General features: G+C 34.5%; 26 protein-coding genes. 13 read left to right on the forward strand and 13 right to left on the reverse strand.

Going from position 1 to position 24,548, the window contains the following annotated elements; translation table 11 throughout:
• The first annotated feature begins 58 nt into the window (after nucleotides 1–58).
• The 4 genes from LNP19_RS06280 to LNP19_RS06295 are packed head-to-tail and all read left to right on the forward strand — an operon-like array spanning nucleotide 59 to nucleotide 2,221.
• On the forward strand, nucleotides 59–700 hold the full coding sequence (locus tag LNP19_RS06280) for a hypothetical protein (protein WP_230063929.1): 642 nt from the start codon (nucleotides 59–61) through the stop codon (nucleotides 698–700).
• Between the two features lie 11 nt (nucleotides 701–711).
• Nucleotides 712–1,398 (forward strand): SCO family protein, encoded by a 687-nt coding sequence (locus tag LNP19_RS06285; RefSeq protein ID WP_230063930.1) that lies wholly within the window; start codon nucleotides 712–714, stop codon nucleotides 1,396–1,398.
• Between the two features lie 6 nt (nucleotides 1,399–1,404).
• Nucleotides 1,405–1,944 carry a DUF420 domain-containing protein gene (locus tag LNP19_RS06290; protein ID WP_230063931.1) on the forward strand — a complete coding sequence of 180 codons (540 nt, stop codon included), beginning with the start codon at nucleotides 1,405–1,407 and terminating at the stop codon, nucleotides 1,942–1,944.
• A complete protein-coding gene (locus LNP19_RS06295; protein WP_230063932.1) occupies nucleotides 1,937–2,221 on the forward strand; it encodes a hypothetical protein in 285 nt (94 codons plus the stop codon). The genes LNP19_RS06290 and LNP19_RS06295 overlap by 8 nt, the downstream gene beginning before the upstream one ends.
• 92 nt (nucleotides 2,222–2,313) lie before the next feature.
• On the opposite strand, the gene LNP19_RS06300 is transcribed toward LNP19_RS06295, so the two are convergent.
• A complete protein-coding gene (locus tag LNP19_RS06300; RefSeq protein ID WP_230063933.1) occupies nucleotides 2,314–3,723 on the reverse strand; it encodes a DUF4403 family protein in 1,410 nt (469 codons plus the stop codon).
• A gap of 170 nt (nucleotides 3,724–3,893) precedes the next feature.
• Here LNP19_RS06300 and LNP19_RS06305 point away from each other — a divergent pair, with 170 nt between their 5' ends.
• From LNP19_RS06305 to tsaB, 7 genes are all read left to right on the forward strand, one after another.
• On the forward strand, nucleotides 3,894–4,595 hold the full coding sequence (locus tag LNP19_RS06305; protein ID WP_230063934.1) for an ABC transporter ATP-binding protein: 702 nt from the start codon (nucleotides 3,894–3,896) through the stop codon (nucleotides 4,593–4,595).
• Nucleotides 4,588–5,832, forward strand: a complete 1,245-nt coding sequence (locus tag LNP19_RS06310; protein WP_230063935.1) for an ABC transporter permease — start codon at nucleotides 4,588–4,590, stop codon at nucleotides 5,830–5,832. The genes LNP19_RS06305 and LNP19_RS06310 overlap by 8 nt, the downstream gene beginning before the upstream one ends.
• Nucleotides 5,833–5,834: 2 nt before the next feature.
• The gene (locus LNP19_RS06315) at nucleotides 5,835–7,097 is read left to right on the forward strand and encodes an ABC transporter permease (RefSeq protein WP_230063936.1); all 1,263 of its coding nucleotides are present in this window, start codon (nucleotides 5,835–5,837) and stop codon (nucleotides 7,095–7,097) included.
• A 39-nt stretch (nucleotides 7,098–7,136) separates the two neighbouring features.
• The gene (locus LNP19_RS06320) at nucleotides 7,137–8,252 is read left to right on the forward strand and encodes an efflux RND transporter periplasmic adaptor subunit (protein ID WP_230063937.1); all 1,116 of its coding nucleotides are present in this window, start codon (nucleotides 7,137–7,139) and stop codon (nucleotides 8,250–8,252) included.
• 81 nt (nucleotides 8,253–8,333) lie between these two features.
• Complete coding sequence (locus LNP19_RS06325; protein ID WP_230063938.1) at nucleotides 8,334–9,704, forward strand: TolC family protein; 1,371 nt, start codon at nucleotides 8,334–8,336, stop codon at nucleotides 9,702–9,704.
• Nucleotides 9,705–9,710: 6 nt separating this feature from the next.
• On the forward strand, nucleotides 9,711–11,006 hold the full coding sequence (locus LNP19_RS06330) for an efflux RND transporter periplasmic adaptor subunit (RefSeq protein ID WP_230063939.1): 1,296 nt from the start codon (nucleotides 9,711–9,713) through the stop codon (nucleotides 11,004–11,006).
• A gap of 49 nt (nucleotides 11,007–11,055) precedes the next feature.
• Nucleotides 11,056–11,724: a tRNA (adenosine(37)-N6)-threonylcarbamoyltransferase complex dimerization subunit type 1 TsaB gene (gene tsaB / locus LNP19_RS06335; protein ID WP_230063940.1), complete on the forward strand. Its 669-nt coding sequence runs from the start codon at nucleotides 11,056–11,058 to the stop codon at nucleotides 11,722–11,724.
• Between the two features lie 6 nt (nucleotides 11,725–11,730).
• On the opposite strand, the gene LNP19_RS06340 is transcribed toward tsaB, so the two are convergent.
• The 4 genes from LNP19_RS06340 to LNP19_RS06355 all read right to left on the reverse strand — a co-directional run bounded on the left by LNP19_RS06340 (nucleotide 11,731) and on the right by LNP19_RS06355 (nucleotide 14,454).
• Nucleotides 11,731–12,558 carry a mechanosensitive ion channel family protein gene (locus LNP19_RS06340; RefSeq protein WP_230063941.1) on the reverse strand — a complete coding sequence of 276 codons (828 nt, stop codon included), beginning with the start codon at nucleotides 12,556–12,558 and terminating at the stop codon, nucleotides 11,731–11,733.
• 86 nt (nucleotides 12,559–12,644) lie between these two features.
• Nucleotides 12,645–13,052, reverse strand: a complete 408-nt coding sequence (locus tag LNP19_RS06345) for an apolipoprotein A1/A4/E family protein (protein ID WP_230063942.1) — start codon at nucleotides 13,050–13,052, stop codon at nucleotides 12,645–12,647.
• 188 nt (nucleotides 13,053–13,240) lie between these two features.
• A complete protein-coding gene (locus tag LNP19_RS06350; protein WP_230063943.1) occupies nucleotides 13,241–13,441 on the reverse strand; it encodes a dodecin family protein in 201 nt (66 codons plus the stop codon).
• A gap of 113 nt (nucleotides 13,442–13,554) precedes the next feature.
• Nucleotides 13,555–14,454, reverse strand: a complete 900-nt coding sequence (locus LNP19_RS06355) for a NifU family protein (RefSeq protein WP_230063944.1) — start codon at nucleotides 14,452–14,454, stop codon at nucleotides 13,555–13,557.
• A 141-nt stretch (nucleotides 14,455–14,595) separates the two neighbouring features.
• Between LNP19_RS06355 and LNP19_RS06360 the strand changes: the two genes are divergently transcribed.
• Both LNP19_RS06360 and LNP19_RS06365 read left to right on the forward strand, forming a co-directional pair.
• Nucleotides 14,596–15,591 carry a PorP/SprF family type IX secretion system membrane protein gene (locus LNP19_RS06360; RefSeq protein WP_230063945.1) on the forward strand — a complete coding sequence of 332 codons (996 nt, stop codon included), beginning with the start codon at nucleotides 14,596–14,598 and terminating at the stop codon, nucleotides 15,589–15,591.
• 20 nt (nucleotides 15,592–15,611) lie between these two features.
• Nucleotides 15,612–16,127: a gamma carbonic anhydrase family protein gene (locus tag LNP19_RS06365; RefSeq protein WP_230063946.1), complete on the forward strand. Its 516-nt coding sequence runs from the start codon at nucleotides 15,612–15,614 to the stop codon at nucleotides 16,125–16,127.
• A gap of 10 nt (nucleotides 16,128–16,137) precedes the next feature.
• Here LNP19_RS06365 and murI read toward each other — a convergent pair whose 3' ends face one another.
• The 8 genes from murI to LNP19_RS06405 form a co-directional block, all read right to left on the reverse strand.
• Entirely contained in the window at nucleotides 16,138–16,914 is a 777-nt protein-coding gene (gene murI / locus LNP19_RS06370) for a glutamate racemase (RefSeq protein ID WP_230063947.1), read from the reverse strand.
• 113 nt (nucleotides 16,915–17,027) lie between these two features.
• Nucleotides 17,028–17,528, reverse strand: coding sequence for an OmpH/Skp family outer membrane protein (locus LNP19_RS06375; protein ID WP_230063948.1), 501 nt, complete (start codon nucleotides 17,526–17,528; stop codon nucleotides 17,028–17,030).
• Between the two features lie 26 nt (nucleotides 17,529–17,554).
• Nucleotides 17,555–18,565 carry an OmpH/Skp family outer membrane protein gene (locus LNP19_RS06380; protein ID WP_230063949.1) on the reverse strand — a complete coding sequence of 337 codons (1,011 nt, stop codon included), beginning with the start codon at nucleotides 18,563–18,565 and terminating at the stop codon, nucleotides 17,555–17,557.
• 38 nt (nucleotides 18,566–18,603) lie between these two features.
• The gene (bamA, locus tag LNP19_RS06385; protein WP_230063950.1) at nucleotides 18,604–21,348 is read right to left on the reverse strand and encodes an outer membrane protein assembly factor BamA; all 2,745 of its coding nucleotides are present in this window, start codon (nucleotides 21,346–21,348) and stop codon (nucleotides 18,604–18,606) included.
• A complete protein-coding gene (gene uppS, locus LNP19_RS06390) occupies nucleotides 21,281–22,021 on the reverse strand; it encodes an undecaprenyl pyrophosphate synthase (RefSeq protein WP_230063951.1) in 741 nt (246 codons plus the stop codon). Before uppS ends, bamA begins: the two co-directional genes overlap by 68 nt.
• Before the next feature lie 4 nt (nucleotides 22,022–22,025).
• Complete coding sequence (porG, locus tag LNP19_RS06395) at nucleotides 22,026–22,709, reverse strand: type IX secretion system protein PorG (protein ID WP_230063952.1); 684 nt, start codon at nucleotides 22,707–22,709, stop codon at nucleotides 22,026–22,028.
• A 173-nt stretch (nucleotides 22,710–22,882) separates the two neighbouring features.
• The gene (locus tag LNP19_RS06400) at nucleotides 22,883–23,767 is read right to left on the reverse strand and encodes an NAD kinase (protein WP_230063953.1); all 885 of its coding nucleotides are present in this window, start codon (nucleotides 23,765–23,767) and stop codon (nucleotides 22,883–22,885) included.
• Between the two features lie 86 nt (nucleotides 23,768–23,853).
• Entirely contained in the window at nucleotides 23,854–24,510 is a 657-nt protein-coding gene (locus LNP19_RS06405; RefSeq protein ID WP_230063954.1) for a CBS domain-containing protein, read from the reverse strand.
• Nucleotides 24,511–24,548 lie beyond the last annotated feature (38 nt).

The following is a 24,548-nucleotide window of genomic DNA, read 5'->3' on the forward strand; positions in this document are numbered from 1 at the left end:
AGGGTACGCATTGCGTACCTTTTTTTATTTTTGCCGATTAAACATTATCAGAATCATAATGAAAAAAAATATCGTTCTTTTTGTTCTTTTTATTTTGCCTATTGTAGCTTATCTATTCTTTGCTTCAGGGGTAAATGGTTTTACAAAACTACCGGTCATTATTCCTAAAATTGCTGATTTTGGAGAATGGCAGTCTTTAGATGGTAAAAAAGCCACGCTGGATAATAAAATCACAATTCTTGGTTTTGGAGGGACTGAGATTTTAAAAAATAGAGGTAATCTTTTTAATCTCAATGAAAAAATTTATCAAAAATACCACACGTTTAAGGATCTTCAATTTGTTATGATTTGTCCTTTGGGTACCGAAGGAGATGTTCATCAGATTATGGATGCATTTGACGATTTCACTGATGTTTCTAATTGGCATTTCTTATTTGCCACTCCTGATCAAATAAATGCCTATTACAAAGAACTTAAATTAGTAGGGAAATTAGATTCTAATACTGGGACTCCAAATGTATTTATTGTAGATAAAGAAAGAAACCTTAGAGGGAGAAAGGATCAGGATGAGTATAAGGAAGGTTATAATACTTTTCACCCTTCGGAGTTAAGTAATGAAATGGCTGATGATTTTAAAATCATTTTATATGAATACCGAGCAGCTCTTAAGAAAAATAATAATGCTTCAAAACAGCTTTAAAATCATATTTTATGTTCAAAAATAAATCTTATATCGGGATTTCATTTGTAATTCTTGTTTTCGGAATCTTTGTAATCCCTAAATTAGTTTCAAGAATTCAGAATGATGACATTGTAAAAGGAGAACGGCTGGATAAGGTTTCCACGGGTACAAAAGAAGACGGAAAGTTAGTTGAAATAGGACCTGCTCCAAAGTTCGAATTAACTAATCAAAATAACGTTTTAATTAGTAATGAAACCTATAAAGGGAAAGTATATGTTTTGGAATTTTTCTTTACAACTTGTCCTACCATTTGTCCGAAAATGAATCAAAGCATGTTGGAAATTGAAAATAAATTTTTTGGGAATCCTAATTTTGGGATTGTTTCTATTACAATCGATCCTGAACATGATACACCTAAGGTGTTAAAAGAGCATGCTGATTTATTAGGAGTAAGGTCTTCAAACTGGAATTTTCTAAGTGGAGAAAAGGCAGCTATTTTTGATTTGGCTAATAAAGGTTTTAATCTTTATGCAGGAGAAAATAGTAAGGCTAATGGCGGATTTGAGCATTCAGGCTTGTTTGCCTTGATTGATAAAAATGGAAACATCCGTTGCCGAAGAGATAATTTTGGAAATCCTATCTTATATTATGATGGTTTAGATAAAAAAGGGGTACGAGACTTGCAGCAAGACATCAATATATTATTAAAAGAATAAGTACTAATGAAAGAACAAAATTTAGAACAAAAATATAATAAATGGATTGTGGTATTGTCAGTGGCAATTCCGCTTGTGGTAGCTTTACTTTTTGGTGTTAATTTAAGAAAATTAGGTTATGATGTGGAGCCGCTTTCTTTTTTACCACCTATTTATGCAACAATAAACGGTATTACAGCTTTGGTTTTAATAGTGGCGGTAGTGGCTATTAAAAATGGGAAAAGGAAATTACACGAGAATTTGATGAAAACGGCTATAGGCTGTTCTGTTGCTTTTTTGGCGATGTATGTGTCTTATCACATGACTTCGGATTCTACAAAATTTGGTGGGGAAGGGTTGATAAGCTACGTTTATTATTTTATCTTAATAACGCACATTATTTTGTCAATTGTTATTATTCCATTGGTATTGATTACCTACGTTCGCGGATTGGCTCAAGTATTTGACAAACATAAAAAAATTGCCAAAATTACCTTTCCTATTTGGTTGTATGTTGCTGTTACTGGCGTTGTTGTTTATTTAATGATTTCTCCTTATTATGCGTAAAATGGAAAATAAAATTCAGAATACAGAAAATAGAACGATAACGAAAAGCGGAAAATCTTTTTTAGCTAAATATTGTTATATATTATTTGCGATCTTTTTTTCTGTTACGGCTAATGCGCAATGCGCTATGTGTCGTGCGGCTTTGGGAGGAGATGCTAATACAACGCAAGCACAAGCTGTAAATGACGGCATCGTCTATTTGATGGCAATACCCTATTTACTCGTTGCAATTATAGGTTACTCTGTTTATAGGATGAGAAAAAATAAATCGAAATAATAGCGGGAAAAAATAAATGACAAAGGCATCAAGTTTAATTAGAAAACTTGATGCCTTTGTGTTTTTATGGAGATGAATCTCTGTGATGGTTGTTATTTTAAACCGTCAACCGAGACATTAATTTCGCCATTTATTTTTACAAATGCGATGATAGCATTGTTTGTCAATTGGATTTTTTGAAACTGAATATCGTCCATTTTTCCATTTACAAAAACACCGGGCATAGGAGAATAATTTTTTAAATAAGTCATCATGGTTTGTTTGCCTTCCTCTAAATTAGGTTTTATCGAATAGCGACAGCTTTGCTGAATTTTTCTTAAAATTATTCCTTGAGCAAGCCAGTTAGCGGTCCGCATCAGCTTATTCTTGGTGTCTAAGGCATAATCGAGCTTATCGAAATAGATTTCTTTGGTTTTCTCATCATATTGAGGGAAACCGGCTAAGTAGATGGTTCCGTTTACCGAGCCCAAAAGATCCAGGGCTATTACCATTTTGCCTTCTTTATGCCAAATAGCTACATTTTGCACTTTTACTTTTTTAGTTCCAGAACCAAATTCCTGACCATAGAAATTTTTATTCATTATTTTTGAAGCATCTCTATAGCTAGAAACGGCGACAATATTTGTTGTAATTAGGTTCGGGATTTTAACGACGGGTTTTAGAATGATTTTATTGGCGTCGAATTTCGTTTCTGGTTGCTGTCCAATTAAGGTTTCCATGGTGCACTTCATTCCCATTTGTAACAAGAAGGAATCGTTTTTTAATTTAGCAGCGGTCGAATAAATTTCAACCGGTACAATTCTAAGCCAACTTTCATAAGCGTTATTCATTTTAAAAGGAGTGCACATTTTTTCTAAAGCAGCCAGTACATTAGGTTTGAAATCCATTGATTTTTCTATGGCTTCATCAATTTTTCTTTCTATTTTGGATTTAAACAGTTTTACGGCAGGATTAATAAGATAGGTAATTGGAACTTTTTTGCCAAAAACGCTCATCGTAGGGCTTTCGTTCCAATCTAATGATTTTAATTCTGTTTTAGTTTTTAAATTCCAGTTGTTTAAGGCCACATCGCTAGTTAAAGTGACTCTTCCGTTCAAGTTAAATTCACGAATGTTGTAGAGTTCTGTGCCAAGGGTTTTTGTCCCTATACGGTATTTAACCAAAGCTTTTAATGGCAAAACAGTTTTTATTTTTTCTCCCGCTTTTTCGTTTTCATTTTCAATTGTTATAGGAGCGAGTTTCCAAATTTTTATTTCAATATCATCGTCTTCGATGTTATTGTCTTCATAGATTAGTCCTTTCAATAAAGAATTAGTCTGGTTTTCAATGTCTTTTAATTTTACGCTTATGGGCAAGTTGATGAAGGAAGGGGCGCTATCATAAACCAAAGGACTGGCATCATCTGGTTCCGGTTTTAGGGCTGTTATTTTTTGTGAAGAAGAACAGCCTGAAATACTATAAACGAATAGAATCACGAGTAAGGCTATGATGGATTTTGTCATTAGTTTGGATTTGTGAAAACAAAATTACTAAAAGGAGAATATTTTTTAGTTGAAACTGTAACATTTTAACTCAATTATTGTCTTATTCAAAGAAGTAGGAAAAGTTTTTAGCATTTCTTTAGTACTATTTCTTTTTCTAAATATTTAATATTGTTTAAAATAACAAAAATATGATTGAAATTAAAGATCTCCATAAATCCTACAAAATGGGAAATTCCGAATTACATGTTTTAAAAGGAATCAATTTCAATATAAAAGAAGGAGAGTTAGTGGCTATTATGGGGTCTTCTGGTTCAGGAAAATCAACACTGTTGAATATTTTAGGGATTTTGGATGAAGCGGATTCCGGAAATTATATTTTGGATAAAGTGACCATTAGGAATCTTAATGAAACGATTGCATCTAAATATCGAAATCAATTTTTAGGTTTTGTTTTCCAATCATTCAATTTGATTAATTATAAAAGCGCCTTGGATAATGTGTCTATGCCGCTTTATTATCAGGGAATAAAAAGAAAAGAACGTCACGAAATCGCGATGAGTTACCTCGAAAAAGTAGGCTTAGCCTCGCATTCTCATCATTTGCCAAACGAACTTTCGGGAGGTCAAAAACAGCGTGTTGCCATTGCTAGAGCTTTAGCGTCTAACCCGAAAGTATTATTGGCCGATGAGCCAACGGGAGCTTTGGATACCAAAACTTCTTATGAAGTGATGGAATTGATTCAAGGAATTAATGATGAGGGAAAAACAATCTTGATAGTAACCCATGAACCGGATATCGCTGCAATGTGTAAGAGAAATGTAGTATTAAAAGATGGTCTAATCATCGATGATAAAATGGTAGAACAAGTTAGAGCGTCTGATTATGTTTAATATTGAGCGCTGGCAGGAAATATTTGAGGCTATTGCCAAGAATAAGCTGAGAACCTTTCTTACGGGCGTTTCGGTGGCTTCCGGCATATTTATCTTAGTGATTCTTTTGGGGGCTGGAAAAGGACTTCAAAACGGAATCGAAAGACAATTTGAAAATGATGCCAATGGTTTGATCTCGTTTTGGTCCGGAACCACAACCAAGGAATATAAAGGGTTGAATCCCGGAAGACAAATTCAGTTCAGAAACAGCGATTTTGATGTCTCGGTTCAAAAGTTTGATGACAAATTAGAGATTAAATCAGCCAATTTTATTTTCTGGAATGGAGTTATGACTTATGGTAAAGAAACAGGGAATTACAGGTATATAGGAGTTTATCCAGACTATCAAGCTGTGGAAAACGCAAAAGTTATCGAAGGAAGATTTATTAACGATAAGGACTTGATCAACAGCGAAAAAGTTACGGTTATTGGTCAAAAAGTAAAATCGGATTTATTTAAAGATAAAAATCCTATTGGAGAACAAATAGTTATCAGTGGCATTAATTTCAAAGTGGTTGGTGTGTTTACCGATCCGGCTGGAGAACGGGAAGAATCGAGAGTTTATCTGCCTTTTACCACTACTCAAAAAGCTTTTGGTGTGGGGGACAAAGTCAGTAATTTGGATTTTACCCTTAAGAAAAAAGACACTTATGAAGAGGCTTTGGCACAGTCTAATAAATTTACCCAAGAACTAAGTCTGTTATTGAAAAGTAAAAATATGATTGCCCCGGAAGATGACGGAGCTATTGGAATTAATAATTCGATAGAGAATGCCAAACAGTTTTATGATCTAAATCTTTATATCAGACTGTTTTTTTGGTGGGTTGGAATTTGTACTATTATTGCAGGAGTGGTTGGGGTAAGTAATATCATGTTGATTATTGTAAAAGAAAGAACCAAAGAAATTGGTATTAGAAAAGCATTAGGTGCTTCTCCAATTTCAATTGTTGGGATGATTCTGCATGAGTCTGTATTTATTACCACAATTGCAGGTTTTTTGGGGCTTTTAGCAAGTTTATTACTTTTGGAATTAGTAGGGCCGCAAATAAAGAGTGATTACTTTTTGAATCCTGAAGTTGACTTTAGTGTTGCTCTTACCACTTTAGTTATACTGGTAGTTGCAGGAGCAATAGCAGGTTTTTTTCCTGCTTATAGAGCCGCTAAAATTAAACCGATTGTTGCACTTAGAGACGAATAATTATGTTAGATAGAGATAATTGGAACGAAATTTTAGAGGCGCTTACTGCAAATACTTTCAGGACTATCCTTACCGCTTTTGGTGTTTTTTGGGGAATATTTATTTTGGTGATATTGCTTGGAGCCGGAAATGGACTGGAAAATGGAGTCAAGAAAGGTTTTGATGGCATTGCGACCAATACTATGTTTATGTGGACGCAAACGACTTCAAAGCCTTATAAAGGATTGCCAAAAACCAGAAGGTATGATTTTAGGAACAGTGATGTTGCGGCCTTAAAAGAGGCCTTGCCGGATTTGTTATATGTTTCGCCTCGCAATCAACTTGGAGGATTTGAAGGAGCAAATAATGTGGTTCGAGGGACAAAAACGGCTGCATTTACAGTATATGGGGATTATCCGGAACTGATCAAACAACAACCTAAAACCATTATCAAAGGGCGTTTTGTGAATCAACAAGATATTCTTTTAAAGAGAAAAATTGCGGTGATAGGGCAAGGGGTTATCAATGAACTATATGAGAAAACTGAAGAGGTTATTGGTACTTATATCAAGGTTAATGGTGTGAATTTTATGGTGGTTGGGATTTATAATTCTAAATCCAATCAAGGGAATGCGGAACAGGAACAAAAAGAAATATTTGTGCCTTTTACTACCTTCCAACAAGCGTTTAATTTTGGGAATAGAGTAGGATGGATGGCGCTTACGGCCAATGATAATTCTTCCATAACCGATTTGAAGCCAAAGATATTAGAAGTCATTAAATCGCGACACTCCATAAATCCTACAGATGATAGGGCTATTGGTAATTTTGATTTATACGAACAGTTTAATAAGATACGAGGTCTGTTTTCAATATTAAGATTTATCGCTTATTTTGTTGGGACTCTAGTCTTAATTTCAGGAGTTATTGGGATTTCAAATATCATGTTGATCGTAGTCAAAGAACGAACAAAAGAAATTGGAATTCGCAGAGCACTAGGAGCAACTCCAGGAGCTATTCGAACCCAAATATTGTCCGAAGCCATCTTTCTGACTATTATCGCCGGAATGTTTGGGATTGCCGCTGCAACCGGATTACTGGCTGTAGTCAATATGATTTTGGATTCAATGCCGGGCGAAGGAATGATGTTTGCCAATCCAAGTGTCGATTTAACAGTAGTATTTATTGCCCTACTTATATTGGTTGGTTCCGGTTTATTGGCCGGATTCATCCCCGCTCAAACTGCCATAAATGTAAAACCCGTCGATGCCTTGCGCGCCGAATAAATTTTTAATCAAAAAATAACCGACTAATCTAATATTTCAATGAAAAAAGGAGCTACAATCACGATTTTAATTCTTATAACGGTACTGTTTTTTGGGTCTCTGTATTATTTGTATGCTAAAAACCAAGAGTCTCCAGTAGTGTTTGAGACAGATAAAGTAGAGGTCAAAACAATCGTAAAAAATACCATTGCCACAGGAAATATTGTTCCGGATGAAGAGGTTTTAATCAAGCCTAATATTTCAGGCATTATTGAAGCGGTTTATATCAAAGCCGGTGAGAGTATCAAAGCGGGGGATTTAATTGCAAAAATTAAGGTGGTGGCTAATGTCTCTAATTTGAGCAATTCCCAAAATCAGGTGCAAACGACTAAGATCGCTTTGGATAACCAAGAAAAAGTGTACCAAAGACAAAAGACTTTGTTTGATAAAGGGGTGATTTCGGCCAATGATTTTGATACGGCACAATTAGCTTACAAGCAAGCCAAACAAGCTTATGCTTCTTCTAAACAAGGTTTTGATATTGTAAAAACTGGAACAACATCCGGTTTAGGGAATTATGCCAATACTTTAATTCGTTCAACTGTGAACGGAATGGTGCTTGATGTTCCTGTAAAAGTAGGAAATCAGGTTATTGAAAGTAATAATTTTAATGAAGGAACAACCATTGCCAGTGTAGCCGATGTGGGAAGAATGATATTTGTAGGTAAAATAGACGAATCCGAAGTAGGGAAAATAAAAGAAAAATTGCCTATCGAAATCACTATTGGTGCTATAGAAAACAAAAAATTTGATTCTGTTTTAGAATATATTGCGCCAAAAGGAAAAACAGAGAATGGGGCAATTCAATTTGAGATTAAGGCCAGCCTTTCTAATTCTGATAATACTTTTATCAGAGCGGGTTTGAGTGCAAATGCATCAATTATATTGGAAAAAGCCGACAAGGTTTTGGCTGTCAAAGAATCGCTGCTTCAATTTGATAAAAAAACACAAAAACCTTATGTAGAGATCGAAACTGCTTCCCAGAAATTTGTTAGAAAAGACCTTGTGTTGGGAGTAAGTGATGGAATTTACGTAGAGATAAAAAGCGGTTTGAAAGCTTCGGATAAAATTAAAGTTTGGAACCAAGGTCTGAAAAAAGAAGAGCCTAAATCTTAATTAGAGTCTTAAAGAATTTTTTGTTTTAAAAAAGAATGTTAATCTTGTGTAGTATCTTTGCTACACCACCATTTAAAATATATGAAAAAAAATAGTTGGATATCTTTAGTCTTAATTTCTGTCATTAGTTTGTCTGCTCAGGCACAAACTAAAAAATGGTCGCTGGAAGAATGTGTGAATTACGCCATACAAAATAATATTTCAATCAAGCAAACCGAGTTAGATACCAAAACTGCGGCGATTGATAAGAAAGGAGCCATAGGAAATTTTCTTCCTTCCTTAAATGCAAATGCTTCTCATTCGTGGAATATTGGTTTAAACCAGGATATTACTACTGGTCTTTTACAAAACCAAACCACTCAATTTACTTCTGCCGGAGCCAGTGTAGGTATTGATATTTATAAAGGCCTGCAAAACCAAAATTCATTGCGAAGAGCTAATCTTTCTATAGTTGCGGCAAAATATCAGTTGTTGAAAATGCAGGAAGATATTGCGCTTAATGTAGCAAATGCTTTTTTGCAAGTGCTTTTTAATAAGGAGAATTTGAAGGTTCAAAAAGAACAAAGAAGTATTAATGAAAAGCAATTGTCCCGTTCAGAGGAATTAGTTAAGGCTGGAACTATCCCGAGAGGAGATTTATTAGATGTAAAAGCAACATTGGCTTCAGATAATCAAAAAGTGATAACAGCCGAGAACACTTTGTTGATTTCGAAATTGAGTTTAGCCCAATTGTTGCAATTAAAGGATTTTGAAAGTTTTGATGTCGTAGATGACACTATGGCAAAAGATGAGAATAATATCCTGTCTCAAACTCCGGTTGCCATTTATGATAAGGCCAAAGAAAGCAGAACCGAATTAAAGATTGCGGAAACAAATCTTGAAATCGCCCAAAAAAGTTTAGCTATTGCAAAAGGAGGTTTTCAGCCCACTTTACAAGGTTTTTACAGCTTTAGTTCCAGAATTTCCTATGCTGATGTTCCATTGAGAGACGGTAATGGGATGGTTATAGGAACTCAAGCGGCGCCGCCATTTTTTGATCAGTTTAATACCAATAAAGGACAGTCATTTGGGGCACAATTGAGTATTCCGGTTTTTAACGGATTCTCTGCCAGAAATAATGTGGAGCGTTCTAAAGTGAATTTAGAGAAGTCTAAAATTGCAGTTGAACAACAAAATCTGGATTTGCAGAGAAATGTATATACCGCTTTTGCAGATGCCAAAGGCGCTTTAAAAGCGCACGAATCATCACTTGTGGCATTAGATTCTAGACAAGAGTCTTACAATTATGCCAAAGAAAAATTTGATGTTGGTTTGATGAATTCTTTTGACTTGAACCAATCACAGACTTTGCTTTCTAACGCTCAATCGGAAGTGTTGCGATCTAAATACGATTACATTTTTAAAATAAAAATATTAGAATTCTATTTTGGAATTCCAATCATTAAAAACTAATACATTATGTCTAAAAAAACAGTTTATTATATAGTAGGTGGAGCAGTTTTAGTAATAGTTGCTTTAATTACGCTTTCTAAAAGTGGGGTAATTGGGAATAAGGATACAGGAATCGAGATAGAAACTGCTCAGGTAAATGTTTCGACTATTGTAGAAACAGTTTCTGCCACGGGTAAGATTCAGCCTGAAATTGAGGTTAAAATTGCTTCGATGGTTTCTGGAGAAATCATTTCTTTACCGGTGAAAGAAGGACAAGTGGTTAAAAAAGGAGATTTATTGGTAAAAATCAATCCAGATTTATATACTTCAAGTTTAAACAGAACCATTGCGGGTTTGTCCGGTTCCAAAGCGGGATTGACACAGGCTGATGCGCAGTTTAAGGAAGCTAAAGCGAGTTATGACAGGAATAAGTCTTTATTCGAAAAAGGAATTATTTCTAAGTCGGATTGGGATAAAGCCACTGCTTCTTTTGAAGTAGCCAAAGCAACCAAGCAATCGGCTTATTTTAATGTTCAAAGTGCTTCGGCATCTGTCAATGAGGCCAAAGATAATCTGGGGAGAACCATCATTTTTTCTCCTGCAGATGGGACTATTTCGATGCTTAATGTAGAATTAGGGGAACGTGTTTTGGGAACTCAACAGATGACCGGAACGGAAATTCTAAGAGTCGCTAACCTGAATAATATGGAAGTTGAGGTTGATGTAAATGAGAATGATATTGTAAAAATTAAAGTAGGAGATCTAGCTAATGTTGAGGTTGATGCTTATTTGAAAAAACAATTTAAAGGAATGGTTACTAGTATCTCAAATTCGGCTAGTACTGCTTTGACTGCGGATCAGGTGACTAATTTTAAAGTAAAGGTTAGGATTTTGAAAGAATCCTATGAAGATTTATTGGTTGGAAAGCCAGTGTCTTATTCTCCTTTTAGACCAGGAATGACCGCGACTGTTGATATTATTACTAAAACGAAATCGAATGTTTTAAATGTGCCAATTAGCTCCATAGTTATCAAATCCGATACTGCTGCAGTAAAAGGAGTAGAGAAGTATGAGGTAGCCGATGAAAAAAAAGCAGCTCCTAAAAGTGATAAAAAATTTGAATGTGTTTTTGTAAAAGTAGGTGATAAGGCAAAAATTCGCGTCATTAAAACAGGAATTCAAGACGACACTAATATTGAGATTGTAAACGGTTTGAAAAAAGGAGATGTTGTAATTACAGGGCCTTATACTACAGTAACTAAAGAATTGAATTCAGGAGACAAAGTGACGGTGAAGACAGATAAAGAAAAGAGTAAGAAATAAATAGTTTTATTTTACATTTGTAGCTCTTAGTAATTTTAAATTAAAAGCTTTGTCCTATATTCTTAATATCGAAACCTCCACAAAAAATTGTTCTGTTGCTATTGCAAAAGAAGGAAAAACTATTGTGTGCAAAGAAATTGCCGAAGAAGGTTATTCTCATGCTGAGCGTTTGCACGTTTTTATTGAGGAAAGTTTAAAAGAAGCCGGAATCAACTATAAAGATTTAGTTGCTATTGCCGTAAGTCAGGGACCGGGTTCTTATACCGGATTGCGTATAGGCGTTTCGGCGGCTAAAGGTTTGTGTTTTGCCTTAGGAATTCCCTTGATTGCGGTAGATACGATGCAAACTTTGGCAGCTCAGGCACATATTTCTGACGGATTGATTGTTCCAATGATCGATGCCAGAAGAATGGAAGTGTATAGCGCGATATTTGGCCCAAATTTAGAAACTATAAGAGCGACTCAAGCCGAAGTTATAACTGAGGTTTCTTTTGATGATTTAGCGGAGACTATCTATTTTGTGGGAGATTGTGCTGAGAAATGCAAAACGGTTTTGACCAAAGAGAATTTTGTTTTCTTGGACGAATTTAAATACCCTTCCGCAAAAGAAATGAGTTCTTTAAGTTTTGATAAATACAAAATAAGCGACACCGTAGATGTCGCTTATTTTGAACCTTATTATTTGAAAGATTTTATGATTACTACTTCTAAGAAATAGATGTTATTAGGCGTCGTTTTTAGATAGTTCTTTTACAAAAGGCTGTATTGAAATACCTGCTGCATCAAATGCAATTTTGCAATTTTCTAATGTATCCGAAGTAATTGAACCAAAATTCTCATTAGTAGCCCAAGGTCTTACTGCTAACTGGATCGCAGTGTCTGTTAGGCTTTTTACAGAAACTTCAAAGCCAGGAGTTTTAAGTACTTTTGGATTAGCGGTTAAAACATTTGTAATTATATCTTTTGCTTTTTTGATATCCGAATCATAAGAAATAGCAAAGGTCAAATCAGCTCTTCGGTAGCCTTGCATCGAATGGTTGATAATAGTGCCATTAGATAATGCTCCGTTTGGTATAAAAACGGTTTGATTGTTTGATGTTATTAATTTTGTTGAAAATATTTGTATCTCGCTAACAGAAGCTATGATTCCCTGTGCTTCAATAGTGTCTCCAACTTTGAATGGTTTAAAAAGAATAATCAGCACTCCTCCTGCAAAATTAGACAGTGAACCTTGAAGTGAAAGTCCTACCGCAAGCCCCATAGCGCCTAGAATGGCTACAAATGAAGAAGCTCCAATTCCTAGCTTTTCGATGAATGTAACGAATAATAATACTCTCAATACCCAAAGTAATATATCGGTCAGAAATTTAGTCAAAGTGGGCTCTAATTCCCTTTTGATCATTATTTTTCTAATAGATCTATTTATAATCCTTATGGCATAGAGGCCAACAAACAGAATTAGAAAGGCCGAAATTAATTTTGGAGAATAATCAATTAAAACGTTGATAAAGGTTTCGGCATAATTGGTAAGATGTTCAGGACTTAAGTACATTTTTAAGAAATAAAAAACCCTCTCTTAGAGAAGGTTTGAGTTTGTGTGACAAAAGTACAAATTAATAGTTTTTCGAAAAAAAGATTTTATTCCTTTTTTAAGTCATCCGTTTCTTCGGAAGCAGGATTAGGATTTGTTTCTATGTCATCAGAAACGATTTTCATGGTGTTTGAAACTAATTCTTCCGGGGTTTTTATGGCTTCTGTTGCATTTTCTTTCTCCGAAACATTCCCTAAAAGGTTGCTTGCTTTTTCAGTATATTCATTAACTAGCTCTTTAGCATGTTCAGCATGTGCTTCTGCTTTTTCTATAATTGGTTGGGCTGCCTCTTTTAAATCGCCAATTTTTTCTTCTGCAAAAGCTTGGGCTTTTTCCATATAAGGCGCCGCTGTTTCTTTTGTTTGCTCTAAAGCTGTTTCGGCTTTAGCTGTCAGTTCATTTGTTGTTTCTGTGGCAGAGCCAAATAAATTCTTTAAAAATGATGTTAGTCCCATGGCTTTTTTATTTGATTAGTTTACAATAGTAAGCATTTTATCTGTTGGTTGTTTTGTTTAAATGCTAATAATTTGCTGATAATCAATCATTAGGTGTATTTTTTAAATTTTGTGTAAGTAAGATTTAGAGTTAAGGATAAAAAAAAGCGTCTCTTGCGAAACGCTTTAAATATTTTTCTTAAAATAACTTATTCAAGTTCAAAAGTTATTTTTAGATTGACTCTAAATTCTGATATTTTACCATCTTTTACTGCGGCACTTTGTTCGTTTACATAAACAGAACGTATGTGTTTGACAGATTTTGAAGCTTTGGAAATTGCTTTTTGAGTTGCTTCTTCCCAACTAACTTCAGAACTGGAAAGAACTTCAATGACTTTTAATACTGACATAATTTCTATTTTTTAGGTGATCTTAAATTTAATTATTTTTTTTAGATTTTTAGAAAAAAAATGAAATTTAAGTATCTTAACTAATAGTATGTCAATATGTTGTGATATTTTTCTTAAGCGTTTGCAGCTTCTACATTTATTTTATCATCGTTTAGCATGCTTTTTAACATATTTTCTATACCACTTTTTAGGGTAAAAGTCGAAGAGGGACAACCGCTACAAGCTCCTTGAAGGATTACTTTGACTGTTTTGGTTTCTTCATCAAAAGAATCAAAAGCAATATTTCCTCCATCGGCGGCTACGGCAGGCTTCACATACTCTTCAAGGATGTTAATAATTTGTTGGGAGGTAACATCTAGTTTATCGAAATCTTCGTTTTTGTTATTTTCTTTTTTGTCGTTGATAGCAATTAGACTTTCGTCAAGAACGGTTCCGCCATTTTCGATGAATTGTTTGATAAAACTTCTTAGTTCCAGCGTTATTTCGTCCCAGTTGTTTACTTCGTATTTTGTAACTGAGATGTAGTTTTCGTCAATAAAAACTTCTTTTACATAAGGGAATTTAAAAAGTTCCTGTACTAAAGGTGAGGCAGTGGCTTCGTCAATATTTTTGAATTCGATTGCCGTTTTAGTCAACATGCGACTTACGACGAATTTTAAAGCAGCCGGGTTTGGAGTCGTTTCTCCGTATACGGTTATAGGTTGTTTTTTGGTCTTGTTTTCATCAATTGTGATGATGGTGCCTCCATTGTTCACAAAGTTTTCAATTTGCTCAGCTACGGCGTCTTTCACGTCTTCCCATTCTACAATACTAAATCTTTCGATTGCAATAAAATTTCCCGAAATGTAGACGGTTTTTACAAAGGGCAAATAAAATAATTGTTGGGCAAGTGGCGATGCCTTGGCTTCGTCGATGTTTTTAAATTCAAAATTTTCGTTTTTTGTGATGAAATCTTCGAATTCAAATTTTAGTATGGTTGGATTTTGAGTTTCTTTTATGCTAACTTTTATCATGATCTTGTAATTTTTTACAAATTTACTAAAGTTATTTTCTACGAATAGCTATATTTGATATATTAATTATTTAATTAACTTTAGTACAGCTTTTTTGCCTAAATTTTGTTGAATTAATTTTTTTACATTAAAAATTGTCCAATGAAAATCAAAATCAAGTATTTTTTAATTTGTTTGTTTGTGAGCCTGTATTCTTTTGGTCAAGAGGGTATTCCGGTCTACTCAGACTATCTTTCAGATAACTATTATTTGATTCATCCTTCTATGGCAGGGGCTTCAAATTGTGCCAAGATAAGGTTGACAGCGCGCAAACAATGGTTTGGTCAACAAGATGCGCCTGAACTTCAAACATTGAGTTTTAATGGGCGTGTGGGAGAAAAGTCAGGAGCCGGTATTATCATTTTTAATGATAAGAATGGTTATCATTCTCAAAAAGGAGTAAAACTAAGTTTTGCGCATCATATTATGTTTTCCAGAGATGAAATAGATTTAAATCAATTGTCTTTTGGAGTAAGCGCTGGATTGATCCAAAATCAATTAGATGAAACTAGTTTTTTGCAATCGGGCGTTTTTGATCCAACAGTATTTGGTCAAATTCAAAAGGATTCTTATTTCAACGTTGATATAGGGGCTTCTTTTAATTATTTGGATTTTTATGCTCATGCTACTGTTCAAGGTGCTTTGGAAACAAGACGTGATCTTTACACAGAGTATGAAAGCGATAATTTGAGAAAATATTTGTTGAGTGCCGGTTATGTTTTTGGAAATAAAGAAAGAATTTTGTTTGAACCCTCTGTATTGTTAATGATGGTGGATAAAACCAAGGAAAAAACAGTCGATTTGAATATGAAAGTATACAAGAGTATTGATTTTGGTCAGCTTTGGGGAGGTTTGTCTTATCGTAGAAGTCTGGAAGGCGCCGAGTATAGTAATAACGCAGGTATTGCTAAGCAAAAATTGCAGTATATAACTCCTGTTTTGGGGGTGAATTATAAAAACTTTATGGTGGCTTACACCTATTCCCATCTTACGGGAGCGGTGAAGTTTGATAATGGTGGGTACCACCAAATCACTTTAGGAATTAATTTGTTTTGTAAACGAGAAAAATACGATTGCTACTGTCCTGCCATTAATTAAATCTAAATTTTTATATTCTAATGTTAATAAAATCTGTAAACGGAAAATCTCCGCTTATTCCTGAGGATTGTTATGTGGCCGAAAATGCTACCATTGTAGGAGATGTTTCTTTTGGTAAATCCTGTAGTGTTTGGTTTAATGCTGTTATTAGAGGTGATGTCAACTTTATTACAATAGGGGATAAGGTAAATATACAAGATGGTGCTGTTGTGCATTGTACTTATAAAAAGCATCCTACAATTATTGGTGATAACGTTTCAATAGGGCATAACGCAATAGTTCATGGCTGTGTTGTTCATGACAATGTGCTAATAGGAATGGGGGCAATAGTAATGGATAATTGTGTAATAGAAAGTAATTCGATTGTGGCAGCCGGCGCTGTAATCACTCAAAATACTGTTGTGGAATCTGGTACAATCTGGGCTGGTGTACCTGCTAAAAAAGTGAAGGATATAGATCAATCTGATTTTGCTGGAGAGATCGAACGTATTTCGAATAATTATGTGATGTATTCCGGTTGGTTTAAAGAAGAATAGATATAATTAATTAAAAATCTATTTGGCTGACTTCGTATTTGTTTTCTAAGATTTGTTTTAGCACAGACGGATCGGTATTGGTGTAAAAAAGAGTTTCGACATGTTTTTGTGTATTAAAACCAATCTTTTCCTGCAATAAATGCTGAGTTTGCTTAGCTACTGCTTCTCCTGAATCAATAATTTGAATATGATTAGGAAGAATTTTTTTTATTTGTGGTATCAAGTAAGGGTAATGGCTACAACCTAAGACAAGATAATCGATATTGGCATCAATCATTGGGTTGAGGTAGGAATAGAGTAATTGAGTCATTTCTGGTGAATTGATTTTGCCACTTTCAATCAATTGAACTAATCCATGTCCTACTTGTTCAATTATTTTGGTACTTTCATACTTTTGTACCGTACGGTGGAATAGTTCGCTGTTTAGAGTACCCTGCGTGGCGAGGATTCCTATAGTTTGCGTTTTTGAATTGGTGGCTGCGGGTTTTATTGCCGGTTCGATGCCAATAAAAGGAACATCGTATTTTTCTCTTAATTCCTTGATTGCATTTGTGGTTGCTGTATTGCAAGCCACAACTATAAGTTTGCAATTCATCTGAAGCAGGAAATCGGTGTTTTTCATGCTCAGTTCAATAATCTCTTCTTTAGATTTTTGGCCGTAAGGTGCATTCTTACTGTCGGCAAGATAGATGGTTTTTTCGTTTGGAAGTAGATGATGTATCTCTTTCCAAATTGATGTTCCTCCTATGCCTGAATCAAATATCCCTATAGCTTGATTGTTCTCCATTAAGACAAAGTTAAGTTCTCTTGACTAATTTTCCTAAAGAATTATTCTAACAAAAAAACCGCTCATTCCAAATTTTGGCTGAGCGGTTTTTTAGATTGTTAGGAATGTATTTATTAGAAACCTAAATCTTTTTTTACATCTGCAGTTAAGTTAGGACCATCAGCAAGTAAAAGAGAAGAACCGTCTAATACGTACTGGAAGCCTTTAGCTTTTCCTACTTTTTGGATTGAAGTTCTTACTTTTTCCATTAATGGTTTTACAATATCAGACTCTTTTTGTTGTAATTCTTTTTGAGCGTTGTCTCTGTAATCAACAATTCTTTTTTGCATGTCCTGAACTTCTTTAGAACGATCTGCGTTTATTGCGTCAGTTACAGTAGCTGATTCTGCTTCGTATTTTTTTAATTTTGTTTGGTACTCATCTACCATTTTTTTGTAGTCGGTATCATAAGTTGCGCTTAATTTTTCCAATTGTTTTTGGGCGTCAAGCATTGCTGGCATTTTGGACATGATTTCACTTACATCAACATGGGCTGTTTTTGCTTGAGCATTACTAGTTTGACTTGCTCCTAGGATAAATATTGCAGCAATTAATAAAGTTTTAATTTGTTTCATCGTTTTTAAAATATTAAGTAATTAATTTATTGTTTTGGTTTTAATTTTTCTTCTCTTGCTTTTTTTATCGAATCTCTAACTTGGAGCGTTCTCAATCTTTTTTCTTCTATTGCTTTTTTTCGATCTTCCAGTACTTTTTTTCGATCTTCTAATGTTTTAGCTTTTGCGTCTGCTTGTTTTTTGATGGCTTCTTCGGCAGCTGTTGTTTTAGAATCCTTTGCGGGGCTACTGCTATTAATAGGTTTTGCATCTTCTTTTTTATCAGAGGCAGAAACCGTGCCATTTTTTTTAGCTTCTCTATCTGCTAAAATTTTTGCTCTTCTATCTTCAAATTCTTTTTTCTTAGCTTCTTGAGCTAATTTCCTGTCGGCTATGAGTTGCTCTCTAACGGACTTTCTTTCCTCTAAGGCTTTTTCTTTTTCAGCCAAGGCCGGATTGTCATCAATTGCCTCTTGTTTTCTTTCTAGCTCTTCTTCGTCAGCAATTTCTTTTTTTGTTAGCTTTTCTCTTTTTTCAGCTCTATTCAATATGCGTAAAACCTGGTCGCTAATGTCGAATTTTTTTGCCGCAAAAAGGATTGTTAGATCAGATGATTTGTCAAAAATTAAATCATAATTTCTGGCTTCTGCAATATCTTGTATGGCGGTGAAAACCTGATCTTGTATGGGCTTGGTTAAAGCTGATTTTTGAATCATTAAAGCGCCATTGGCTCCAAACCTATTTTGCTGAAAATCCAGTAATTCATTTTCAAGGAACTTAATTTCGGATTCCCTTTCTTCTATTAGACCTTTTGTCAGTAAAGGTTTTTCGGAATTGAGGGTTTCTCTTAATTTGTTAATTTCAATCTTTTTGGCCTCTATTTCTTGTTTCCATTTTTGAGCTTTTTGCTCTAATTGGATATTGGCTTCATTATAATTGGGAACATTCTGTAAAATGTATTCCATATCGATGTAGCCTACTTTTGTTCCTTTAGCTTGTGAATGTACTGTTGTGGCTACAATCGAGGCTAAAAATAGAAATAAAATTTGTTTTCTCATAGCTTTATAGTATTAGAAAATTATAGGCCAATTTTTTTTTAAAATTGTTGCCCAATAATGAAATGGGTTTCCCATCCATTTGGTTTTGATTGACCTGGTAAGGCGTCGAAACCATTTGCAAAATCAATTCCTAATAATCCAAAAGCTGGCATGAATACACGTAAACCAACTCCGGCGGAACGGCTTAGAGCAAACGGATTGTAGCTTTTGAAATCTGGATAGGATGAACCTGCTTCCAAAAATGCCAATGCATAAATAGAGGCCGATGCTTTCAATGTTATTGGATAACGTAATTCCATAGAGAATTTATTGTATACAGTTGCTCCAATTTGTTCTCCATTACTATTAATAGGTGTAAGAGAGTTGTTTGGGTATCCTCTTAATTGTATCGTTTCTCTACCATCCATTGAATAATTGGCCATTCCATCACCTCCTACGTAGAATCTTTCAAAAGGAATTGAACCCCTATCTTGATTGTATGCTCCTAGGAATCCAAATTCAGTTAATGTTCGCAATACTAATTTACCATAAATTTTGGTATACCAATCTGCTTTGAACTTTACTTTGTAATATTCTAACCAATCGTATTTCTTTTGGTCGACCAATGCAGGATCGGCAGCGGCGTCTTGTAAATTAGTAACTTTGTTCGGAGATGGGTTTGCGGCTGTTGGTATAGCGCTAACATAGTCTCCTTCTTTTACAATTATTCCATCAGAACCAATGTATGATGTTCCGCTGTATTTGTATTTGTATTCTGCTTTGTCTCCTAAGGTTGCATAATTAGTTCCGTTTACTAGTGAATAAGGAGGCGTCAGTTTTGCCGTGATACTGAATTCGGATCCAGAAGTAGGGAATATAGGATTTACCCCTTTATTGCTTCTAGAAAGCCCAACAGTATAAGCAAAGTTTCTTGATGTTCCGTTACCAAATGTAAATAAACCAGTGTTGTAATTGTTTAGGTCGTAATGTTGGTAACTTATAGATTGTGATAGTACAAAGAAATCATCTGGAACCGTCAATCTTTTGGCTAAACCTACTGATAAAGTTAAGATGTTAAAACTTTTGGTTTTGTCTACTTTGTAAGTAATGTAATTGTTTAAAAACTGCTTACTATAGGATAAAGACGTACTAAATTGTACTGGTTTCTTTTGACCAAACCAAGGTTCAGAGAAAGATACGCTATAAGTCTGGAAATAAGTACTTCCTTGTAAACGTAAAGATACTTTTTGTCCATCTCCCATTGGTAGTGGTTTGTAAGCGTCTTTATTCATTAAGTTTCTGGCTGAGAAATTGTTGAATGACAATCCTAAGGTACCTATGAAACCTCCGCCTCCATAACCTCCTTGAAGTTCAATTTGGCTGGATCCTTTTTCGACAAGATTGTACTCAATGTCAACGGTTCCTGCGCCTGCGTCTACATTTTTAAATTTAGGATCGATTGCTTCAGGATCAAAAAAGCCTAATTGTCCAATTTCACGAATGGTTCTTACCAGTTGTTCTTTGCTGTATTTTTCACCCGGTTTTGTTCTTAATTCTCTGTAGATTACGCGGTCATTCGTTTTGTCATTTCCTACAACTGATATTTTGTTGAAATAAGCCAAAGGACCTTCGGTGATTCTTATTTCAAAATCAATGGTGTCATTAGCTGTTTTTACTTCAACGGCATTGATGTTCGAAAACAAATAACCACTGTTTTGGTATAAATTGGTAATGTCATCTCCGTCTGGTTTTGACTTGTCAGCGATTCTTTTCTCAAGAAGTGTACCGTTGTATGTTTCTCCTTTCTTGATGCCTAACATTCTGCTAAGCCCTTGGTCTGGATATACTGTATTTCCTAGAAATTTAATGTTTCCAAAGTAGTATTTGTTTCCTTCTTCTACGTTTATTTTTATGGCTAAAGTATTTTTGTCTTTGTTGTAAGTGACAGAATCTGAAAGGATTCTAGCGTCTCTATACCCTTTTTCCTTATAGGCTGCAATTACTTTTTCTAAATCAGTTTTATATTTGTCTTTTATGAATTTAGAAGCTTTTAATAATCGAATAGGATTTTTTTGCTTCGTATCTTTCATTGCCTTACGCAAGGTTTTGTCTGATAATTTTTCGTTTCCTACGAAATCAATTTCTTGAATTTTTATCTTTTCTCCCTTATCAACACTAACAACCATATTGACTTGGTTTGTTGCTGCAGTGTCTTTTACAATATTTAAGTTTACTTTGGTATTGTAGAAACCATCTTTTTTGTATTTGTTTTCGATGTAGTTTTTGGTAGTTGTAATTAAATTTTCATTAACTACTTTTCCTTTGTTAAGGCTGTTGTCTTTAATCAGCGCTTCGGTTTTGCTTTTTTTAACTCCAACGAATTTTACTTCATTCAATTTAGGAAGTTCCTTGATGTCTAAATCAAGGTAGATGCTGTCATTTTGAATTCGATTCACGTAGAATGAAATTTCGTCAAAAAGCCCTAGTTTCCCTAGTTTTTTTATCGCGCTGCTTATCTCTTCTCCTGGAACGGTAATTTCTTGTCCTTTTTCAAGTCCGGCAAAGGTTACTACTGTTTGTTCGTTGAAGCTGATTTCGCTGGTAACGGAAACGCCAGCAAGAATGTATTTTTTTCCTTGGTCAAAAGGGACTTTTTCTTGAGCTTTAATTTGTGAAAAACTTCCCAATAATAACAGGGTAAGGATTGCTTTTGTACTTTTATTCAACACTGAAAATTTATTTAATTTGTTCACTTGTTTTTCCAAATCTACGTTCTCTTTTTTGATAACTAACAATAGCCTCATATAAATCTTGTTCTTTAAAGTCAGGCCACAATATATCAGTAAAATACAATTCTGCATAGGCTATCTGCCATAACAGGAAATTACTTATCCTATGTTCTCCACTTGTTCGTATTAATAGATCTACATCAGGTAAATCATGCGTGTAAAGATGCTCATTTATAATTGAATCGTCAATAGTGTCTATCGAAATTATATTATTTTTAACTTTATTACTGATCTCTTTTATCGCGCTAACCATCTCTTCCCTTGAGCCGTAACTCAGCGCTAGCGTTAGAGTCATGTGCGTATTATTCTTAGTTTTTTCCATCACATCAAGCAGTTCTTTTTGAGCTGATTGAGGTAGTTTTTCTAAGTTTCCTATTGTATTGAGTCTGATGTTATTTTGTTCTAATGTTGGGAGTTCCTTTTTTAGGGATCTAATAAGGATTTTCATCAAGGTGTCAACTTCTAGTTTGGGCCTGTTCCAATTTTCCGTTGAAAAAGCATACAAGGTAAGGAATTCAATGCCTAATTTGGCACTTGTTTTTATGATTTGCTTCACTGATTTGGAACCACTTTCATGTCCAATTGCTCTCAAAAAACCCTGCTGTTTAGCCCAACGGCCGTTGCCGTCCATAATAATGGCTAAATGTCTTGGTAACTTATCTTTATCTATATTCTCTAGTAAATTCATTTTTTTAGTCTGCGCAATAACAAGGTTTTTCGCCAAAGGTATAAGTTAATGTAAACCCTGAAAAAACATACCAATCATTATTATTAATATTTCCAAATTGAAATGGTTTCAAATTCTCATTCTTAGGGTTGCTGCCGTCTAGATTATCAGTAAATGTGTAACGTGCCCCAATTTCCGCTGCCAAAATTAGACTTCTTGAAATATTTGATTTAATTCCCACAATCATGGGGATAGCAAATGAATTTGAATTCTTGTCTTTTTGCGTTTCTCCCGATTGAAAATACATTTCTTCATATCTTAAATAGCTCAAACCACTGTATACATAAGGAGTGGTTTTTCGTCCTAATTGATGGAGATTGAAATCAAAAAAATTAAATTCAAGCCCTAAAGATAATTCTTTTAGGCTATTTTCAAAATGATATCCTCTTTGGTTTCTACTGGGTTCTTTTGAATTGAGGTCATTAGAACTGATTTTAGACATAGTATATGAAGCTCTCCATGCGTGTCTGGGACTTTTGTTCCATTTGTAAAGAAGTCCTAAAGCAGGTTCGTTTGGAGCGATATAAGTCGTTGAGCCAATGTCGCCAATATAATTGCTTCCGCCAATAAACACACCTATTTCATGGATTTGCGATTGCATAGCCATACTTGAGAATAAGCATATAAACAAACTGAAAGTTTTAGTCATTTTAATTGAAAATTGCGTGCAAATATAATAATAATCAATACGAATCAATATCTAATCTGTTAAATATGCCTTTTATTTCAATAATAGGCTGCTTAGGACGATATTAAATAAAATTGTCTAAAGTAAAACGGATGTTATGGATGGAATCGTATAGTCTGTTGCCGAAAAAAGAATTAATTTCTTTTGTCTTCACCCCAAAGTAATTTTGAACGAAGTGTTTTTAGAAAGGTTTCTTCTGGGATTTCGACCATATTAATATGAAAGGGGGTTTTCTTTATGGTTAATATGGATTCTTTTTTAATGGTATTTACTCGAGAATCCAAAGAAACGAGATAGTGTTCTTCTCTTCCGGTAATTTTTAATCTAATTTCGGTTTCGTCAGGAATAACAAGTGGCCTAGCATTTAAATTGTGGGGAGCAATAGGAGTGATGACTAAGCTTTTTACGTCAGGAGTCAATATTGGTCCGCCACAGCTTAACGAATATCCTGTTGATCCTGTTGGTGTAGAAATGATCAAACCGTCGGCCCAATAAGAGTTAAGATATTCTCCATTCAGATAGGTTTCGATGGTAATCATCGAAGTAGTATCTTTTCGATTGATAGTAACTTCGTTCATTGCGAAATTAATATTCTGAAAAGATTCGTTTTCTGGGGAACAAGTCAAAGTTAATAAGGTTCTTTTAGACAGGGTGTATTTCTTGTCGATTGTAAGTTGCAAGAATTCAGCAATATTGTCTTTTTGAACTGTAGCTAAAAAGCCCAGTCTGCCTGCATTTATTCCCAATATGGGTACACCTGAATCCCGTACTAAAGTTGCGGCTCTTAAAATCGTTCCGTCACCACCAACGCTGATTAGCATGTCAAAACTTTGATTTAGTTCCGTATGAGATTCGAAGGTTTTGTATTCTTTTTCGATCAGTTTTTTTTCGTGAAGAATATTTAAAAAATTAGCTTCAATAACTAATTCTACTTTTTTTTCGTTGAAAAATAAAAAGATGTCTCTAATAATAGGCTCGGTACTGTTCTGGTAATATTGACCGTATATGGCTATTTTCATTTTGTTGTTTACTCGTTAATTTGGTTATTTGGTTATTTGAGAATGTGGTTATGAATAACCGAATCAACAAATCTCCAAATAAGCGGTTACATATTAAGGTATTTGTCCAAATAATCCGAACGCTCCTTTAGATTATTGATGTAGTCGTCTTCATTATGTTCAGAAGTGATTTCGTAATTGTATCTTCTGAAAGTTTGAATAATTTCATTGATGGCTCCCAAAGTAATTTTTATCGTCACTTCAACGCTTTCGTTGTCTGATTCCGAAATAAACAATCCTAAGAGTTTGCCATTATTACTTTCCACAATTTGGGCAATTTGTCCCATAGAATAATCCGATATTCCTTTTTTAACTTTGATAATTCGTCCTTGCTCCTTTAAAAAAGGGGTTTGGTGAAAAAAACTCATGATGTCCTCTATCATATAATAGCCCACATATGTATTGTTCTGGTCTAATACCGGAATCAAATCAGTGTGGTTTTTTGCAAAAACTTCTAAAACCTCAAGCCAGATGGAATCTGTTTTAGTAAAAAAACCTTCCAGGGTGTATTTGTAATCAATTAGCTTTTTATCATCATCAAAAGTTTCAATATCATCTGATGAAATACTGCCAATGTAAATCCCGTTTTCAGTCACAGGGAAATGCGAATAGCCCAGCTCAGTAAAAAACTCTTTAACAGCCACAATAGTCTCTTGGCTGTCAATGGCTTTGTAGTCCGTGGTTATGTAGTTCGTAATTTCCATCTTAAATGAATACTTAATTTTTATGCAAAATAATCAAA

Source organism: Flavobacterium acetivorans, from assembly GCF_020911885.1.
Classification (GTDB): Bacteria; Bacteroidota; Bacteroidia; order Flavobacteriales; family Flavobacteriaceae; genus Flavobacterium; species Flavobacterium acetivorans.